12 protein-coding genes are annotated in these 17,828 nt (G+C 50.0%); 10 read left to right on the top strand and 2 right to left on the bottom strand.

Annotated features, from left to right (window positions below):
* Positions 1-103 precede the first annotated feature (103 nt).
* Positions 104-1,246, bottom strand: coding sequence for an extracellular solute-binding protein (locus tag ACTHS4_RS11105; protein ID WP_049321971.1), 1,143 nt, complete (start codon positions 1,244-1,246; stop codon positions 104-106).
* Positions 1,247-1,560: 314 nt separating this feature from the next.
* On the opposite strand from ACTHS4_RS11105, the gene rpsT reads away from it, so the two are divergent.
* From rpsT to lpxH, 6 genes are all read left to right on the top strand, one after another.
* Positions 1,561-1,824 (top strand): 30S ribosomal protein S20, encoded by a 264-nt coding sequence (rpsT, locus tag ACTHS4_RS11100; RefSeq protein ID WP_002212556.1) that lies wholly within the window; start codon positions 1,561-1,563, stop codon positions 1,822-1,824.
* A gap of 168 nt (positions 1,825-1,992) precedes the next feature.
* A complete protein-coding gene (locus ACTHS4_RS11095) occupies positions 1,993-3,132 on the top strand; it encodes a phospholipase A (protein WP_371460579.1) in 1,140 nt (379 codons plus the stop codon).
* A gap of 151 nt (positions 3,133-3,283) precedes the next feature.
* Positions 3,284-3,985 carry a DUF502 domain-containing protein gene (locus tag ACTHS4_RS11090; RefSeq protein ID WP_371460578.1) on the top strand — a complete coding sequence of 234 codons (702 nt, stop codon included), beginning with the start codon at positions 3,284-3,286 and terminating at the stop codon, positions 3,983-3,985.
* A 64-nt stretch (positions 3,986-4,049) separates the two neighbouring features.
* Positions 4,050-5,858: an aspartate--tRNA ligase gene (aspS, locus tag ACTHS4_RS11085; protein ID WP_371460577.1), complete on the top strand. Its 1,809-nt coding sequence runs from the start codon at positions 4,050-4,052 to the stop codon at positions 5,856-5,858.
* 239 nt (positions 5,859-6,097) lie between these two features.
* Positions 6,098-7,483 (top strand): PIG-L deacetylase family protein, encoded by a 1,386-nt coding sequence (locus ACTHS4_RS11080; RefSeq protein WP_440365943.1) that lies wholly within the window; start codon positions 6,098-6,100, stop codon positions 7,481-7,483.
* Between the two features lie 152 nt (positions 7,484-7,635).
* A complete protein-coding gene (gene lpxH / locus ACTHS4_RS11075; protein ID WP_440365176.1) occupies positions 7,636-8,346 on the top strand; it encodes a UDP-2,3-diacylglucosamine diphosphatase in 711 nt (236 codons plus the stop codon).
* Positions 8,347-8,417: 71 nt separating this feature from the next.
* Here the strand turns inward: lpxH and serB are convergent, their stop codons facing one another.
* The gene (gene serB, locus ACTHS4_RS11070; RefSeq protein WP_371460574.1) at positions 8,418-9,248 is read right to left on the bottom strand and encodes a phosphoserine phosphatase SerB; all 831 of its coding nucleotides are present in this window, start codon (positions 9,246-9,248) and stop codon (positions 8,418-8,420) included.
* 309 nt (positions 9,249-9,557) lie between these two features.
* Between serB and ACTHS4_RS11065 the strand changes: the two genes are divergently transcribed.
* The 4 genes from ACTHS4_RS11065 to argC all read left to right on the top strand — a co-directional run bounded on the left by ACTHS4_RS11065 (position 9,558) and on the right by argC (position 17,745).
* Positions 9,558-11,771, top strand: coding sequence for a TonB-dependent siderophore receptor (locus ACTHS4_RS11065; protein ID WP_070825620.1), 2,214 nt, complete (start codon positions 9,558-9,560; stop codon positions 11,769-11,771).
* 426 nt (positions 11,772-12,197) lie between these two features.
* Positions 12,198-14,405: a TonB-dependent siderophore receptor gene (locus ACTHS4_RS11060; RefSeq protein WP_440365942.1), complete on the top strand. Its 2,208-nt coding sequence runs from the start codon at positions 12,198-12,200 to the stop codon at positions 14,403-14,405.
* Positions 14,406-14,530: 125 nt separating this feature from the next.
* Positions 14,531-16,252, top strand: coding sequence for an ABC transporter ATP-binding protein/permease (locus ACTHS4_RS11055; RefSeq protein WP_440365941.1), 1,722 nt, complete (start codon positions 14,531-14,533; stop codon positions 16,250-16,252).
* Between the two features lie 446 nt (positions 16,253-16,698).
* Complete coding sequence (gene argC / locus ACTHS4_RS11050; protein ID WP_070825624.1) at positions 16,699-17,745, top strand: N-acetyl-gamma-glutamyl-phosphate reductase; 1,047 nt, start codon at positions 16,699-16,701, stop codon at positions 17,743-17,745.
* Positions 17,746-17,828 lie beyond the last annotated feature (83 nt).

The following is a 17,828-nucleotide window of genomic DNA, read 5'->3' as shown; positions in this document are numbered from 1 at the left end:
GCTCATGGAAAATCCCCTAAATGTCTTGGTGGGAATTTAGGGGATTTTGGGGAATTTTGCAAAGGTCTCGGCCTTTGCTTTGCTTCAAATAATCAACTCAAAATTAATTTGAACCGACTTTGATTTTTTGCCACAAGTTAACAGACAGTTTTTTCGCATCTGCGCTCATTTGAGGCATGACGAAACCGTCTTTCATGTCTTGCTCGTTCGGGAAAATAGAGCGAGTGTTCACCAGCTCTGCAGGCATTTTTTCGCGTGCAGGTTTGCTGGCCGGTGCGAAGGTTACGGCAATACCGTTTTTCGCAGCCACTTCGGGATCAAGTGTGTAGTTGATGTATTTATGGGCATTGACGATGTTTTTCGCATCGGCCGGAATCAGCCAAGATTCAATCCAGAAGCCCATGCCTTTCGGCGTCAACACTTCAATACCGACATTGTTTTTCACTTCTTCAGAACGCGCTTTAGCCAAGTTCAAGTCGCCGCCGTTACCTGCTGCCAAGCAGATGTCGCCGCGCGCCAGTTCGTCAATGATGGAAGGGCTGAAACGTTTTACATCAGGACGGATAGACTTCAACACTTCCGCCGCCGCTTTCAAATCTTCAGGATTCGAGCCTTTAGGATCTTTACCCAAGTAGTTCAACAAGATTGGGAACATTTCGCTCGGGGTATCCCACAAAGCGATGCCGCAAGATTTCAGCTTGTTGGTGTATTCAGGTTTGAACAGCAAATCCCAGCCGTTTTCAGGCAATTTTCCGCCCAAAAGCTCCTTGCCCTTCGCCGTAATCGCAATCGTATTCACACCTGAGAAGTATGGAACGGCGTATTGATTGCCCGGATCGGCGGTTTCCAACATCTTCAGCAATTCAGGGTCGATGTTTTTGTAGTTCGGAATCAGATCCTTATTGATTTTTTGGTACGCACCTGCCTCAATTTGACGTGGCAGGAAGGCAATACCGGGTACAACCAAGTCATAGCCGGATTTACCGGTCAGCATTTTGGCTTCCAGCGTTTCGTTGTTTTCATACAAATCATAAGTCAGCTTCAAATTATTGGCTTTTTTGAAGTCTTCGACTGTACTTTCGTCAACGTAGTTTGACCAGTTGTAGATATTCAAAGTATCGGTAGCGGCTGCCTCGGCATTGGCAGCAGGCGCGCTGCCTGCTTGAGGTTGCTCGGCTTTTTTCTCGCCACCGCCGCACGCGGCCAAAGACAATGCGGCCAATACGGCTAATACAGATTTTTTCATACGGGCAGATTCCTGATGAAAGAGTAGTTAATGTCAATAAATAAGAAACCCTGCACCCCATAAACACCCCGGCGCAGAGTTAGGCTATTGTAATGGAAACGTAAGCAAACGAAAAGCAATATCCATCTGATTTTTATTGAAATAAGGCAAAGCAACATCATCTTTTTCCCAAAAGCGTTGCACCGGCTGTCGTTTTTGGGCAAAATACGGCTGATTTGCGCGCGTTTATAGAGAAAAAGCTTGCATATAAGGAAATCTGTCTTTAGAATTGCGCGTTTACAGATACAGAATTTATTTTTCAGGAGATATTCAATATGGCAAACAGCGCACAAGCCCGCAAACGTGCCCGCCAGTCGGTTAAACAACGCGCCCACAACGCCAGCCTGCGTACTGCATTCCGTACCGCTGTGAAAAAAGTGTTGAAAGCAGTTGAAGCCGGCGATAAAGCTGCTGCTCAAGCAGTTTACCAAGAATCCGTTAAAGTCATCGACCGTATCGCTGACAAAGGCGTATTCCACAAAAACAAAGCAGCCCGTCATAAAAGCCGTCTGTCTGCTAAAGTAAAAGCCTTGGCTTAATACTGACGCAGATGCCGGAAATCCTGACAACCAAAGCAGGATAATCGAGCTGATACGATGCCCCTGAGGTCTTGCCTTTCAGGGGCATTGCCGTATTCACAGCCTAAACCGACTAAATAAAACCATTTACCCTTTCATCAGGCCGTCTGAAAAACAACGGAAACTCTCATGAACAAGATGTTGAAACATTCCCTAAGTATCGGATTCATTGCCGCCGCCCCACTGGCCACCGCCGATACCGCCCTACACTGCACCACCATTCAAGACAACGCCACCCGTTTGGCGTGTTACGACAACATCTACTCGGCGCAACTCCCTCCGCAATCCCCACTGCCGCAAACGCAAACTGAAACTGCCAAAACACCGGTTGACCTCGAAAAAAGCGTGCGCAAGAGCATTGAGAAAAAAGAAGCGGCCATCGTATTCGACAACCCTACCCATCCGAATATTTCAGACGACGTATTAAGCGAAACTGCCGACAGCTACACGCCTTTAAGTCTGATGTACGATTTGGATAAAAACGACACGCGCGGCCTGTTAAGCGTACGCGAGCACAATCCTATGTACCTCATGCCCGTTTGGTACAACAGCAGCCCCAACTACCACCCGAAATCCCCCAGCCGCGGCGTAACCACACAGGAAAAATTCAGCGAGCAAAAACGCCTTGAAACTAAAATGCAGGTTTCCTTCAAAAGCAAGATTGCCGAAGATTTATTCAAAACCCGTGCCGACGTATGGTTTGGCTACACCCAAAAATCCGACTGGCAAATCTTCAACCAAGGCCGTAAATCCGCTCCGTTCCGCAATACCGACTACGAGCCCGAAATCTTCATTACCCAACCCGTTAAAGCAGACCTGCCTTTCGGCGGCAAACTGCGCATGGTCGGCGCAGGTTTTGTTCACCAGTCCAACGGTCAAAGCCGCCCCGAATCACGCTCATGGAATCGGGTTTACGCCATGGCCGGCATGGAATGGGGCAAGCTGACCGTCATTCCTAGAGTTTGGATGCGCGCCTTCGACCAAAAAGGGGATGACGATGACAATCCGGACATTAACAAATACATGGGCTACGGCGACTTGAAAGTCCAATACCGCCTCAATGACAAACAAAATGTTTATTCCGTCCTGCGTTACAACCCGAAAAGCGGACGCGGTGCCGTTGAAGCGGCCTATACTTTCCCCATCAAAGGCAAACTCAAAGGCGTTGTCCGCGGCTTCCACGGCTACGGCGAAAGCCTGATTGACTACAACCACAAACAAAACGGCATCGGCTTCGGCCTGATGTTCAACGACTGGGACGGTATCTGATTCCCTCATATTGTTTCAGACGGCCTTTGCAATCAAGACTGCCGTCTGAAACAATAAAACAAAACAAGCCATTCGTTTAAAATACTCGTTTCCTAGCGTCCAAACGCGTATAATGCAAAGTTTGGGCAAAACTTGCCGGAATGAAACAAAGATGACAGAAGCCGCAGCCGAAAGCGGAAAAATCGCCAAGGCTTTAAAGAAATACCTAATTACAGGCGTGCTGGTTTGGTTGCCGATTGCCGTAACCATCTGGGCGATGAGCTATATCATCTCCGCCGCCGACAAACTGATCAACCTATTACCGGAAAGCTGGCAGCCCCAGCATTTCTGGGGGTTCAACATTCCCGGCTTGGGCATCGTCGCCGCCACAGTCGTCTTGTTCGTTACCGGTGTATTCGCCGCCAACGTATTGGGCAGACGGATTCTCGGCGCATGGGACAGCCTTTTAGGACGCATTCCCGTCGTCAAATCCATCTACTCCAGCGTTAAAAAAGTTTCCGAATCCCTGCTCTCCGACAGCAGCCGCTCGTTCAAAACCCCCGTACTGGTTCCCTTTCCGCAACCGGGCATTTGGACGATAGCCTTTGTTTCCGGCCATATCCCCGCTAAACTCAAAGGCAGCCTGCCGCAAGATGACGACTATATTTCCGTTTACGTCCCAACCACGCCCAACCCGACCGGCGGCTATTACATCATGGTTAAAAAAAGCGACGTTCGCGAGCTGGACATGAGTGTGGATCAGGCATTGAAATATGTGATTTCACTGGGCATGGTCATGCCGGACGACTTACCGGTTAAAGCCCTACCTGCCCAAAAACCGTCTGAAGACGGTGATACCGAACATAACAATTAAGGTCTTCTTTTTTCAGACGGCCTTTCCTTCTTTTTCAAATTGAACAATATAAAAAGGTGATTTTATGCGTACCAACTATTGCGGCCTTATCAGCGAGCAATACTTAGACCAAACCGTTACCGTCAAAGGCTGGGTACACCGCCGACGCGACCACGGCGGTGTGATTTTTATCGACCTGCGCGACCGCGAAGGCATCGTTCAAGTCGTTATCGACCCTGACACTCCGGAAGCATTTGCCGCTGCCGACTCTTCCCGCAACGAATACGTTTTGAGCATTACCGGCCGCGTACGCAACCGTCCTGAAGGTACAACCAACGACAAAATGATTTCCGGCAAAATCGAAATCCTTGCCAAAGAAATCGAAGTCTTGAACGCTGCCGCTACGCCTCCGTTCCAAATCGACGATGAAAACATCAGCGAAAACGTTCGCCTGACCAACCGCGTTATCGACTTGCGCCGTCCTGCCATGCAACGCAACCTGCGTCTGCGTTACCAAGTGGCCATGGGCGTTCGCCGCTACTTGGACGCGCAAGGCTTCATCGACATCGAAACGCCGATGCTGACCCGCTCCACTCCGGAAGGCGCACGCGACTACCTCGTACCAAGCCGCGTTCATCCGGGCGAATTCTTCGCTCTGCCTCAATCTCCGCAATTGTTCAAACAATTGCTGATGGTTGCCGGTTTCGACCGTTACTACCAAATCACCAAATGTTTCCGTGACGAAGACTTGCGTGCCGACCGCCAACCTGAATTCACTCAAATCGACTTGGAAACCTCGTTCCTGAACGAGGATGAAATCATGGACATCACTGAAGGCATGGCCAAACAAGTCTTCAAAGATGCTTTGAACGTAGATTTGGGCAACTTCCCACGCATGCCTTACTCTGAAGCCATGTTCTACTACGGCTCTGACAAACCGGATATGCGCATCAACTTGAAATTCACCGAGTTGACCGACCTGATGAAAACGGAAGAATTTAAAGTCTTCCGTGGCGCCGCCGACATGAAAGGCGGCCGCGTGGTCGCTCTGCGCGTACCGAACGGCGCGAAATTCAGCCGCAAAGAAATCGACGAATACACTAAATTTGTCGGCATCTACGGCGCAAAAGGTCTGGCATACATCAAAGTAAACGATGTGAGCAACCTTTCCAACGGCGAAGACAGCGGCCTGCAATCTCCAATCGTGAAATTCCTGTCTGAAAACGCCCTGAAAGAAATCATCGAGCGTACCGGCGCGCAAAACGGCGACATCATCTTCTTCGGTGCGGACAAAACCAAAGTCGTGAACGAAGCCATCGGCGCATTGCGCATTAAAGTCGGCTTGGAACACGGCAAAGACAACGGCTACTTCGTAGACGAATGGAAGCCTTTGTGGGTTGTCGATTTCCCAATGTTCGAATACGACGAAGAAGCAGACCGCTACGTTGCCGTACACCATCCGTTTACCGCGCCAAAAGAAGGTCATGAAGACCTGATGGTTTCCGACCCTGCAAACTGCCTGGCCCGTGCCTACGACATGGTATTGAACGGCTGGGAAATCGGCGGCGGCTCTATCCGTATCCACCGTGCGGACGTACAAGAGAAAGTGTTTGCTGCGCTGAAAATCAGCCCTGAAGAGCAACAAGAGAAATTCGGCTTCCTCTTGGATAACCTGAAATTCGGCGCACCTCCGCACGGCGGCCTTGCATTCGGCCTCGACCGTCTGGTTACCCTGATGACCGGTGCCGAATCTATCCGCGACGTGATTGCCTTCCCGAAAACACAACGTGCACAATGTCTGCTGACCAATGCACCTAATGTGGTCGACGACAAACAACTTCGCGAGTTGAGCCTGCGTCTGCGTCAGAAAGCAGTTGAAACAAAAGAAGCATAATTTACCGGCTTAACCTTTAAAATATCAAGGCCGTCTGAAATTTTTGAAATTTCTTTCAAATCTTTCAGACGGCCTTTCTACATTTTGGTCGTTTATATATAATCAACTCGCAAACTGTTTTATTTTAAACGTTTACTTCAATGACGTTAGAGTATTAAAAACAACCGTTTGTAAGAAAAACAAACAAATAGACTTCGCAAGCAATATCATAGCTGTTATAACAATAAAGGAACCTGACAATGTTTCTGATACTAATGGGGCTGATACTGATTTTTTTTGTTACGTTGTTTATTATTACTTCGATTATTCATAAAAAACAGTTCGCCTACGACACACACAAAGATTATAACTATCCCTCCCTTCCCTCTACCGCGTATGCCACCCTCAAGGGTGGCAGCCTGACTTTGCCTGCTACTATCAGCGGACAAGATACCGTTATTGCCAAAATCCGCATCAAATCGACTTGGGCAGGATTGCTGATACTGCCTTTTGTTGAAACCATTTCATCTAAAGGAAAATGGAAGCAATATTTCGAATACAGCGCAAAAGGCGTGCGCTATATCAATCTGAGCGACACCTTTTCCGACAACGACAAAGCCATCCGCTTGGAAGGCAAATACCTGTCCTTGCCAGATCAAGAAATCGAACTCTCTGTTTATCCGCGTGAAAACCTCGACGGCAAAAAAATCCTTGTCCTCGCGCCTCATGCTGACGATGCTGAACTCAGCGCATACGGTTTGTACGAAAAACACGCCGCCAATTCAATGATCTGCACTTTAACCGCCAGCGAAGGCGGCAGCTTCCACTATGGCAATCTTTACAGCACATGCGACTTCGATACCCAGGCACAATATCTGCAAAAAGGCCGGATGCGCGTTTGGAACAGCCTAGCCGTTCCCCTTTTGGCCGGCGTGCCGTCTGAAAACATCCTGCAATTGGGCTACTTCGACAGCACATTGACCGCCATGCGCCAAAATCCGGAAAAAGAGATTAAATCGACCAAAATCGATACGACCGATGTCGATATTTTCCGCAGTGCCAATACCTCCCCATTGGCGAAACACCTCAAGCCCGGCTCAACTTGGAACAGCTTGGTAGACAACCTTGGCTATCTGATAGAAACGTTCCAGCCGGATATTATCGTGACGCCGTCCCCAAATATTGATACGCATCCCGACCACCAACATACTGCGCTGGCCGCCATCGAAGCCCTGCGTAAAATCGATTACCGCCGCGGCAATCTGTTTTTGCACACCATACATTATCTGAGCGACGACTTCCCTATCGGCAAAGTAGGGTCTTCCCTCAGCCTGCCGCCGCCCTCCGAGCAACCGTTTTACTTCCAAAGCATCTATTCCCATCCTTTGGATAAAGAAGAACAAAACCGCAAACTTCTCGCCCTTGATGCCATGAACGACATCCGCCCCAATTCAGACGGCTATATGCGTTGGAGCACCATGATATTCAAAGGTTTAAACAAACTACGGCACCACGTCCTCCATCTCGACAAAGACTTGGTCAACCGCTTTGTCCGCAGCAACGAATTCTTCTATACCGTCCCCATCAGCGATTTGTACCAAGAAGAGACGCTGAAACAAATCACCTATCAGGGCAAAGCCCAATAAACCGGAAAGGCCGTCTGAAAAAATGTTTCAGACGGCCTTTATCACACCTAATCAAAACAATAAAATCACCGCATTACAACGAAAAACACCAAGCCCAAATCCAAACGCGGCAACCCAAGTTATAATAAAACCCTTCCCATACGCCCCACATCATCATGCCGATTTACTTCATCGCCGATTTACACCTGAGCGAATCCCATCCTCAGCTGACCGCACTCTTCCAAAAATTTATCCAAGAAAAAGCCGTTCACGCCCAAGCCGTATACATTCTTGGCGACCTTTTCGATTTTTGGATCGGCGATGACGAAAACAGCCCTTTGGTTCAAACCATCAAACAAACCATCCGCGGCCTGACCGAGCGCGGCATTGCCTGCTATTTTATCCATGGCAACCGCGACTTCCTCATCGGCAAAGCCTTCGCCTGCGATACCGGCATGACCTTACTGCCCGAGTACGCCGTTATCGACCTGTTCGGCACACCCACCCTGCTCTGTCACGGCGACACCCTCTGCACCGACGACCATTCTTATCAAAAATTCCGCCGTACCGTCCATCAAAAATGGCTGCAATGCCTGTTCCTGCTCCTGCCACTCACACTCCGACTGAACATCGCCACCAAAATCCGCAAGCAGAGCAAACAGGACAAACAACACAAAACCGCCGACATCATGGACGTCAATCCAACCTTTACCCACGAAACCGTCCAACGCTTCCACACGCCCCTGCTCATTCACGGCCATACCCACCGCGAAAACATCCACCGCAATGCCGATTACACCCGCATCGTACTCGGCGACTGGCGCGACAATTACGCCTCCATTCTCGAAGTCGATGCCGAAGGCTACCGTTTTATCGCCTTATAAAACATCAGGCCGTCTGAAAACCGGTTTCCCGATTGTTCAGACAGCCTGACTGACAAACACCCTCAAACGGTTTACGCAAACCAACCGCGTATCCGCTCCAAACCACCAAAGCGCACGCACGCATCCGCATTCGCTTCGGTTTTCGGTTTCGCCCGATAAGCAATACCGAATCCCGCCTCCCGTATCATCGGAATATCATTCGCACCATCACCCATCGCCACCACCTGCCACGGAGCCAAACCCAGACGTTCACGGTATTCGCGCAACAAATCCGCCTTAGCCTGCGCATCGATAATCCGCCCTTTCAGACGGCCTGTCAGCTTGCCGTTTTCCACTTCCAACACATTCGCAAAATGGAAATCCAAGCCCAAACGCCGTTGCAGACGTTCCGTAAAGAACGTAAATCCGCCCGACACCAGCATAAACTTCACATCATTCCGTTTACACTCTTCCAACAAAAATTCCGCGCCCGGCGACAGCTGCAACACATTCTCGTACACTTCTTCCAACACACGCTCGTCCAAACCGGCCAGCAAAGCCACACGCTTACGCAAAGACTGCTCAAAGTCCAGCTCACCGCGCATCGACTGCTCCGTAATCGCTGCCACTTCATCCTTTAGCCCGACACCGGACGCAATCTCATCCACACACTCAATCGTAATCAGTGTCGAATCCATATCGCTGACAATCAGTCCCAAATCAGCAAAAGCCACATCCGGCAACACCGCACCATCTATCTGCTGCGCAATCAACGCAGCCCGCATCTCGTCCGTCCATTCAAAATCATCATCAACCGGCAGACGCAATACCGACTTTCCTAATGGTGCAGACACCAAACCGCCAAACGCCGACCAGTCGCAAACGCCTAAATCCCCATGCTGCAACACCAAAACTTTCTTCATCTCATTCTCCTCATACCCCAAAACCTTTACAAACATATCGGGTACACATTCAGCCTAAAACCCCAAACCGTATTTTTGCAAAGGCCTTAAAAAACCAAAACAACATTATAGCCGAACAACCCCGAAAATTTTCAGACGGCCTGTCGCTTGATTCCCTTAACTAGTTTAATTTCAAAAATACCTTCAAAAACCATAAAAACAACATAAATCCGCTAAAAACCCTCAAAATCTTGTTATTAAATTACAAAACAACAAAATTACCGTAAAATATAATTATTATTATTTTATTTTAATTATAGAAAGACGTTCATGAACGCCCCAACCCTTAAAACATTAGCACTCATTATTGCCACTCTGCCCTATGCAGCCTTAGCAGAAAACACGGCAACACCCCGGCCCGAACAAACTGCCGAGCTGCAAACTGTCAACGTAACCGGCAAAAACCGTTCTACCCGCACCGAAAACCGCGACTCCTACACAACTTCAGCCATGCGTACCACCACCGGGCTTGCCTTGTCTCCGAAAGAAACGCCGCAGTCGGTAAGCGTGATTACCAAGACACAAATCAATGAGCAGGGGATTACCAACTTGGTTGATGCCCTGAAAACCACCACCGGCGTAAACGTCATCCGTGATGCCGGCATTCCGCGCTTCCAATCGCGCGGGTTCTATATCGACCAAATCGAAGAGGACGGAATCTCATCTACCGTCCCCGGCGCCATCAACAATCCGATGTATGACGCGCAAAGCATGAACGACATCGCCGTTTACGACCATATCGAAGTCGTGCGCGGTGCGACCGGGCTGACGCAGGCAAACGGCGAGCCGGGTGGTACGTTGAACGCCGTACGCAAACGCCCCACCGGCGAACGCATTATTCAGAGTGAAGCCCAAATCGACCGCTTCGGTAAAGTCCGCACCACGGGGGACTTTTCAGGTCGTCTGAACGATGAAAGCACTTTGCGCGGCCGCGCCGTCGTCGCATTGGAACGCGACAAAAATTTCAAAGACCGCGTCAAAGGCGGCAATGCCACGCTTTACGGCGTGATGGACGCATCCGTCGGCGACAACACCAAAATCACTTGGGGCGGCCTCTATCAACGCAAACACACCAAGCCCGACGATTGGGGCGTGGCATTGAACCTGCCGCGCGATACTTATCTGAGCTACAACTGGAACAAAGGCGTTTACGACAAAGCGAACGCATTCGCCGAAGTGGAACATTATTTCAATGACAACTGGCGTTATACCGGCAAGCTGGATTACAACTACAACGAAAATACCAAGAAAAACAGCGGCATTTACAATACGTCCACGTCCTACGCAGGCTACACGCCCGGCGGCGCATTAGCCTCTGGCTGGTTAAGCCGTTACGACAATGATGAGAAACAACTGACCTTCAAAAATAATTTGAACGGCAAATTTGAAATTATAGGCGTGCCGCAGGAAATCTTTACCGAATACACTTACACGCACACCAAAAACAACGGCAGCCGCCGTCAATACAACCCGGGAGTTTCCTTCGACCCGATGACCTTTACCGGCAACGAAATCGCCGAACCCGCCGACTGGCACGCCACACCTTATCAGATGTATTGGGAAACCCATTCCAAACGCACCACCCACGCGCTGCTTTTGGGCTTCCGTTTCAATATGTTGAAAGAAAAACTGCACATCATGGCAGGTACGCGTTGGAACCACATCAAATCGAAATATATAACCGACTATTTCTACACGGGCGGCAAGATAGACAGCGATCCCGATTCGGTTACCGACCGCAAAACCGTCCGTTTCAATCCTTATTTCGCCGTTACCTACGATTTGACGTCGAACCAAAGCCTGTATGCCAGCTACACATCCATCTTCAAACCGAACAGCAATCAGCGCAAAGACAAATCCTATCTTGAACCCGTTACCGGCGCGAACTACGAAATCGGCTGGAAGGGAGAATGGTTTGACCGCAAGCTGAATACCTCGCTTGCCCTGTTTGACATCGAACAGAAAAACCGCGCGGTGCAGGTTTGGGATACGGCAGACCAAAAATGGTATTGGGAACCCGTCGGCAAAGTCCGCAGCCGCGGCATCGAAGCCGAAATATCCGGCAACCTGAGCGAAGATTGGAAACTGTTTGCAGGTTATACGTTCAACCGGTCCAAATATCTTGAAGCGGAAAGCAAAGGCACCGTCCCCGCAGGCACTAATTTCAGCCTGCACACGCCAAAACACATGCTGCGCCTCCACACCAGCTACAACCTGCCGTTTGACGGCAAAAAATGGACCATCGGCGGCGGCGTAACCGCACAAAGCAAAACCGCCAGCCTCTACGGCGTGAAGCGCGGCGGTCATGCGGTATTCAATGCCAACATTGATTATCAGGCATCGAAAAACCTGAAACTTGCACTGATTTCGACCAACCTGTTCAACCGTTACTACTACGAGAACAACAAAGTCAGCAGCAAAGGCGCGAACAACTACTATGGCCAACCGCGCAACGTCATGTTCAAAGTCGATTACAAGTTCTAATCTCACTTGATTCAAAGGCCGTCTGAAACCGATTCTTTCCGTTTTCAGACGGCCTTTTCCAATCAAACTCTTTTAACCTTGATATAAAGCAAACAGTCTAAAAAATTTTCTCAACCGAAAAAAATTCCTGTTGATTTTTTTCACCGTTTCGATATAGTTATTTATGGCTAGTTTGATACTACCCTTTGTATCTAGCTTTCATTGCATTACCACCTCCATTCGTTGCCAACGGCTCCCTTTCCGGCGGCAACTTTTTTTGACCCGATGGTTTGGCAAAATCAAAATTGAATCAAATAAAATGATTCGGAGATTTAAATTTAATTTTTAAAACAAAACGGATTATAAAAAATAACTGCTCAATTTAAACAGATATTGCCGCTAATATTTAAAAACAAACAGATCTTTCTTTATCAAGGACCTCATCAAATGCATCATTCTGAAAAACTATTCAAACTGAGCACACTTGCCCTCTGCCTTGCCGCATTGCCCCAAGCCGCACAAGCTGCCGAAGAGGTACAACAGGCTGAAGTGGAACAAGTTACCGTAGTGGGTAAAAACAAAAGCCTGCGCACTGAAAGTCAAAACAGCTACACAGTATCCGCCCTGCGCTCAACCACGGGGCTGGTCCTCTCTCCGCGGGAAATTCCCCAATCTGTCAGCGTCATTACTAAAAAACAAATTGAAGACCAGGGCATCACCGACTTAGAAGGTGCGTTGCAAAACGCTACCGGCATCAATGTTTTCAAAAGTGGCGGACGCACGCATTTCATGTCGCGCGGCTATTTTATCGAACAGTTTGAAGAAGACGGCATTGCCACGCAACTTGGTTCGCCCGGCGGATTCGGCTTAGGTGGCCCGGCCGGCGACCCGACCAGTGCAACCGATATGGCAATGTACGACCACATTGAAGTGGTACGCGGTGCGGCAGGTTTGACACAGGCAAACAACGAACCCGGCGGCACGGTAAACGCCGTCCGTAAAAAGCCGACTGCAAAACGCCAGCTTTCCGCCGATTTGATGGCAAACTCATGGAGCAAAGTAAACAGCGTCTTTGATGCATCCGGTACCTTAAGCCAAGAGCACGGCCTGCGCGGACGCTTTGTCGGCTCGGTAGGCAGTAACAAAACTTTCAAAGACCAATCCGGCGGCCGCGACATCCTGCTTTACAGCGTAATGGACAAAGACATCGGCGACAACAGCAAACTTACCTGGGGCGCAAGCTATCTCAACCAAACCGAAACACCCGATCCGGACGGCCTGCCTATGCGTGCAGACGGCAAAGAGTGGAAACGCAGCCGCTATCTGGGTGCGGATTGGAACGAAGCCCGCCTGAAAAAATACAATCTTTTTACTGAGTTTGAACATTATTTCAACGATAACTGGAAACTGAGCAGCAAGTTGGACTGGCGTAAGAACACCAGTTCAAAAGAATATTACACGCTGGGTGGCACAGGCAAAGGCATCGGTACAGACGGCCTGGGAACCACATACAGCTTCGACCGTTACGATGCAGGCAACCGCCAGTTCACTTTCCAAAACAACCTGACCGGCCGCATCTTCGCGTTCGGCCAAAATCACGACCTCTTCTTCATGCACAGCTATTCCAAAGAGAACGTGAACTCAAGCAACCGCTGGCTCAACGACAGCAGCAACTATGACGCAGATGCCTTTAACGGCAGCGAGAAAGCCAAACCCGATTGGAATTCTGCCACAGCAAAAGCCCGTGGTGGCGACGGCCGTTATACTACCCATGCCTTTGGTTTGGGCGCGCGCATTAATCCTACCGACAAACTACACATCATCGCAGGCGGACGCTATACCAGCTGGAAACGCGACTTCTATTGGGATCGCGACCTCAAAGACGGGGTAGCAGGTTCATCAGACTCGCTCAAACGCAACCGCTTCGTTCCTTATGCCGGCATCACTTACGACATCACGCCTAAACAAAGCGTTTACGCCGCCTACACGTCCATCTTCAAACAAACGATGAACCGCGACTACAACGACAACCTGCTGCCTCCGATTATGGGACGCAACTACGAACTCGGCTGGAAAGGCGAATGGAACGAAGGCCGTCTGAACACCTCGGTCGCCCTCTACCGCACCGACAAAGACAACAACAACCAACGCGTCAATGCCAAACCACACGCCTACTGGGAACCGCTCAACCAAAGCAGCCGCGGCCTGGACGCCGAAATCTCCGGCAGCCTGACCGACCGTTGGCAAGTTTACGCAGGCTACACCTTCAACCGCAGCACCAACCGCAGCAGTGTTACCGGCAATGTTGAATCGCGCCAAAAAGGCTACAACTTCAGCAGCCATACGCCGAAGCATATGTTCCGCCTCTACACCAGCTATATCCTGCCAGTGGATGACGGCAAATGGACAATCGGGCTGGGCTTGAAAAGCAGCAGCAAAACCGCTAATTCTTCCGGCTCACTCAAACAAGGCGGCTACACGGTTTGGAACACCAACGTCCAATACCGCCCGAGCAAAAACCTGCAACTGGGGCTGGCAGTCAACAACCTGACCGACAAACGCTACTACGAAAACCAATACAGCCGCAGCTTAAACAGTGGCAACTTCTACGGCGAACCACGCAACGCCGTGTTCAGCCTGAAGTGGAAAATGTAAATAGCGGCGATTTTCCTCTACTCTTCAAAAGCATATAAAAACCAATCATTGCTTATAAACAAGGCCGTCTGAAAGCAAAATTCTGTTTTCAGACGGCCTATCACGCACATTCACAAGCATTCATCATGAATATACTCAAAAAATTCTTTTACCTTGCCCGCCCTTTTTGGTCGGGGGCACACGGTCGCCTCCAATGGCTGATGCTCGCCGTTTTGATAGGGTTTACCCTATTCTCTATTACCATCAGCGTTTGGATTGCCGCATGGGACAAACGCTTCTACGACGCGCTGGCCGCGTTTGACGGCGCATCCATGCCTTCGCTCATTGTCGAATACCTCGGCTATATGGCGATGGTTATCGGCTGTATCGTTTGTGCCGACTGGCTGCAAAAACGCCTCATCTTCCGTTGGCGCACCCATCTGACCGAGCAATTTCAAAAAAACTGGCTCGACGGCCACAAACACTACCGCCTGCGCCTGACAGGCGAACCGGACAACCCCGACCAACGTATCGCCGAAGACATCTACCTGCTTGCCGACAAAAGCATCAGCCTCTTTCGCTCCTTCATCAATAATATTGCCAAATTCAGCGCGTTTGTCGCCGTATTGTGGACGCTCTCCGGCGTACAGACTTTCAACATAGGCGGATACAGCATTACCGTTTACGGCTATCTTGTTTGGGTTGCACTGATTTATTCCATCTTCAGCACCATCATCGCCCATCTTGTCGGCCGCAAACTAAAAAACCTCAACATTGACCGCCAGCACCGTGAAGCCGACTACCGCGCCGCCCTCCTGCGCGTACGCGACCATGCCGAACAAATTGCCTTCTACAACGGTAGTGAAGCCGAAACAGGTCGTCTGAAACAGCGTTACCTCCGCATCCGCGACAACTGGCGGCGGCTCACCAACTGCGAATTCCGCCAAGAAACCTTCTGGGCGACCTATGTGCGCATCAGCATCTTCATCCCCATCCTCGCCACGCTGCCCATGTACCTCGCCAAAACCATGACCTTCGGCGACATGATGCAGACCCGCACATCGTTTGCCCGTGTTCAAGACAGCTTCGGCTGGTTTACCGACTCCTACCACCGCCTCATCGAATGGGCGGCAGTCGTCGAACGCCTCTCCGGTTTTCAGACGGCATTGGAACAAGTAGAACAGGAAGGCAGAAGCCCCACCCGCCCAGCCTCCGAACCCACTCCGACTTTAAACAACCACCGCCACAGCGGCATTCTCGCTCTGCAAAACCTCACCGTCCACACCCAAACCGGCAGCCCCCTGCTTACTGATATTCACCTCCAAGCCCATTCTCCGGAATGGGTATTGCTGGAAGGCAGAAGCGGCATCGGCAAATCCACGCTGCTTCGCGTGCTTGCCGGTTTATGGCCGTATTATCACGGCAGTTTTTCCCTCGAAGGTAGCCGCCTGTTTTTCCCGCAACGCCCTTACCTGCCTGCGGACACATTGCGTCAAACTGTCAGCTATCCCTATACGGCCTGCCAAGACGACCATTTGATTCAAACCATTTTGGAACAAGTAGGCTTAAGCAGCCCCACGGGTAGGTTGCACACGTTGATGAACGATTTGGACACTTCACACGAATGGCACGGCATCCTTTCCGGCGGAGAGCAGCAACGCCTCAGCCTCGCTCGCGCACTGCTGCACAAACCGCAAATCCTGTTCCTAGATGAAGCCACCAACCAGCTCGATGACGAATCCGCCCTGATGTTGATGCAGACCATCAAGCAACATTTGCCCGATACTTTGGTCATCGGCATCAGCCACCAACCCAAGATCCAAGCCCTGTTTGATAGCTCACTGAATTTGAATGAAAAAATTATTTGAATGTTAAAATGTGCAAAACGCTTGCTTTCGATCCTAACAAGGGATATAGTACCAAGTAACTAGTTCTTATTGATGAGAGCTACTCCTTGGATACTTGCCTCCGGTTCTCCAACCCGGGGGCATTTTTTTGCGTTTTTATTTTATATTTGTATGAATAGGATAAAGACGGAATATAAAAGGTTTTAAAAATATGAGGTCTATAATCTTCATAAGAGATTGACTATAAATAAAAAACACTAATCTCAAAGCCATAGTCAAATAAAACCGCAAATCACGTTTTCCCAAACTTCCAGGCCGTCTGAAATCCTCTCTCCAATATCGTTAATCCCATATTTCAGACGGCCTGTTTAACCCTCTATTGCAAAGCTTGGCACAAGCACTGCTGACCGACGGCAATTAATTACTATATAATCAAACGCATTGTTACCCTACAAAGGAGCCACACCATGACCACAAAAATTAAAATTGGTATCGTCGGTGCAACCGGTTACACAGGCGTTGAATTGTTACGTCTGCTCAGCAATCATCCTAACGCAGAAGTTACTGCCATCACCAGTCGAAGCGAAGCCGGTCTTGCGGTTGCCGACTACTTTCCCAGCCTGCGCGGCATTTACGACATTACATTCCAAATGCCCGAGGATGCCGGCCTTGACCGCTGCGACCTCGTGTTCTTCGCCACGCCCAACGGCGTGGCCATGAAAGAAGCACCGGCCCTTGTGGAAAAAGGCGTACGTGTGATTGACCTGTCTGCCGACTTCCGCATCCGCGACATCCCCACATGGGAAAAATGGTACAAAATGACCCATGCCGCGCCGCACCTCGTTTCCCAAGCAGTGTACGGCTTGTGCGAACTTCACAAAGACGACATCGCCAAAGCCATGCTGGTGGCCAACCCGGGCTGCTACCCTACCTGCGTTTCCCTGCCATTATTGCCGCTGCTTCAGGCTGGCCGTCTGAAAACCAACGCGCCTCTGATTGCCGACTGTAAATCCGGTGTTTCCGGTGCAGGCCGAAAAGCCAGCACCCACGCCCTATTGTGCGAAGCAGGCGACAACTTCAAAGCCTACGGCGTCGGCGGCCACCGCCATTTGCCTGAAATCCGACAAACCCTGTCCGGACTTCAAGACCATGTTTCAGACGGCCTGATTTTCGTGCCACACCTTGTTCCGATGATACGCGGTATGCACGCTACCCTGTATCTGCACCTGCAAGAACACATCGATCCTGAAGCCTTGCTGCGTGAATACTACCGCGACAGTCCTTTTGTCGATATTTTGCCTTCAGGTTCGACACCTGAAACCCGCAGCGTGCGCGGTGCCAACCTCTGCCGTATCAGCATTCAAAAAGCGCCCGATCAAGACGATGTGTGGATTGTTCTTTCCGTCATCGACAACTTGGTTAAAGGCGCAGCCGGTCAAGCCGTGCAGAATATGAACATCATGTTCGGCCTACCCGAAACCACCAGCCTGACTAATGCACCATTGATGCCTTAATATCATCCTGAGACCTTTGCAAAAAAGCCCTTCCTTCGACAGCTGAAACTCCAAAACAGGTTTTCGTCTATTTCCGCTCCTAA

Source organism: Neisseria sp. P0014.S009 (assembly GCF_051958155.1).
Classification (GTDB): Bacteria; Pseudomonadota; Gammaproteobacteria; order Burkholderiales; family Neisseriaceae; genus Neisseria; species Neisseria flavescens_C.
Note: the sequence above shows the minus strand (reverse complement) of the source record. Positions and strands in the feature narration are given on the sequence as shown.